This is a genomic window from Acetobacter lambici, from assembly GCF_011516885.1.
GTDB classification, from domain to species: Bacteria; Pseudomonadota; Alphaproteobacteria; order Acetobacterales; family Acetobacteraceae; genus Acetobacter; species Acetobacter lambici.
Map to the genome: position 1 here is coordinate 1 of NZ_WOTD01000117.1, position 1,996 is coordinate 1,996.

Annotated in this window: 1 protein-coding gene; it reads right to left on the bottom strand. The window is 67.5% G+C overall.

Annotated elements, in window-relative coordinates; all coding sequences use genetic code 11:
• On the bottom strand, positions 1 to 1,996 hold a 1,996-nt coding region (gene traA / locus GOB86_RS15330), incomplete at both ends, for a Ti-type conjugative transfer relaxase TraA (RefSeq protein WP_165993521.1).

The following is a 1,996-nucleotide window of genomic DNA, read 5'->3' on the forward strand; positions in this document are numbered from 1 at the left end:
CGGCACCTGCTCACGCCGCACACGGGGCAGCCTCAATCCCGCAAAGGGAGAGACAGGAGCCTCACGCTCAACCCCACTCTCCCCCTTACCGGCCCCGGCATCCATCCCGGCTGACACGTCTTTTTCCGCTGTGCGACGACCAGACCGCACGGACAGGTCCAGTCCATCGAACATCCCGCGTTTTTGCTGTGCCGACGCAGGCTCTGGCATAGGCACACCTTCGGCCTGCCTGTCCTGCCGGGGGCCAGAGGCGGCCTTCTCACGCTCCACCACGATCTCGCTCTCGGGGACATGCAGCCCGCGCCGACGCGCAAACCCGGCATCCCGATCCCGGACATGCGGGTAATCCAGCGTGGTGTCCTTCAGCCGCTCGCGCGACAGTCGCCGCACCAGCCCGTCCCGGTCGCCCACATCATCACGACCCCAATGGACAGACACGCTCCCCCGATGGCGCGACAGCGCCACATAGGCCCCATGCCGGTCCATGCTCCCCGTCGCCAGCACATGCGCCCGGTCCACCGTCACACCCTGCGCTTTGTGGATGGTGGCGGCATAGCCATGATCCAGCGCGTCATACTCCCACATCCGCACGGACACGATCCGGCCAGTCCCAACGCCATCAGGACCATCAAGCTGCACAGAAAGCATGATCCGATCCTCATCCATGCCATACAGCCCACGCACCGTGCCCAGCGTGCCGTTCTTCACCCCCAGGTCCCGATCATTACGCAGGAAATACACCCTGTCCTCATGCGCAAAACGCCTCTCCCCCTGAACCGTCATCACCGACAGTTCGACATCAGCGTCCAGCTCACCCGCCTCCCGCCGGATCTCGCGTGCCGCCTCGTTCAGCGCCCGCACATCGACACGCCGATGCGCCAGCATGATCTGGCTGTCTTCTGGCGCGGCCTGCCGGGCTTCATCCCACCCGGCCACCACTCCGGCCCGCGCCTCTTCCAGCGTGTCATGCCCACGCACCAGGCCAGCCGCCTCATAGCGACCCAGCGCTTGCTCTGTCCGCCCGGTCGCAAGCTCCTTCGTAGCCGCCTGCTGCCAGCCTTCACGCTGCCGGCGTACGGTGGTGATTTCCACCGACCCGACCCGCTCGGCCACCGCCCGGAACGCACCACCGGCCTCGATCGCCTGCAACTGCTCGGGATCGCCCACCAGCACCACCTTGGCTCCGGCCTCGCGCGCGGCCGACAGCACCCGCTCCATCTGCCGTGACCCCACCATGCCAGCCTCGTCCACCACCAGCACGTCCCCGCGCTCCAGCAGGTCAAACCCACGTTCCCACGCACGCTCCAGGGAGGCCAACGTCCGGCTTTCGATCCCGGCCCCCGCTTCCAGACCTTCCGCCGCGATCCCCGACAGTGCCGCCCCGCGCACCCGATACCCGGCCTCTTCCCACGCCTCACGGGCCACACCCAGCATGGTGCTCTTCCCCGTCCCGGCATACCCGACCACCACGGACAGGTCGCGGGACTTCGTGACCTCGCCCACCGCCAGCGCCTGCTCGTCCCCAAGCCCGTCCTGCGCCATCGCCGCCCGACGCACCGCCAGCGGCACCGCATGCCCCTGGGACTGCCCCATCGCGAGCGATGCTTCTTCCAGACGCTGCTCGACCCCGATCATCGCGCGCGTGGAAAACCGCTCCCGCCCATGCCCGTCTTTCCCGAGCGCGACCAGCTCCGGACATGCCTCCACCCGAACCATGACAGAACTGAACTGTTCTGCATCTGCCGTATGCCGGTCCACGAACCGCGCCAGGTCCTGACGGGTGAATGTGCTCTGCTGTCGGGTCAGCGCCTCCAGCGCCACATGCGGCTCGGCCAGCAACCTCTCGCCATTGCGTCGCGCGATCTCCAGATGGTCAGCGACCCGTTCCGCGTCCTCGCCCCGCTCTTCCCGACGCATGCCGGCCGGACCGATCTTGTTCTGCGGCTCAAGATCGATCCCCTGTGCCACGAACGACCGATGATCGATCCGCACATCC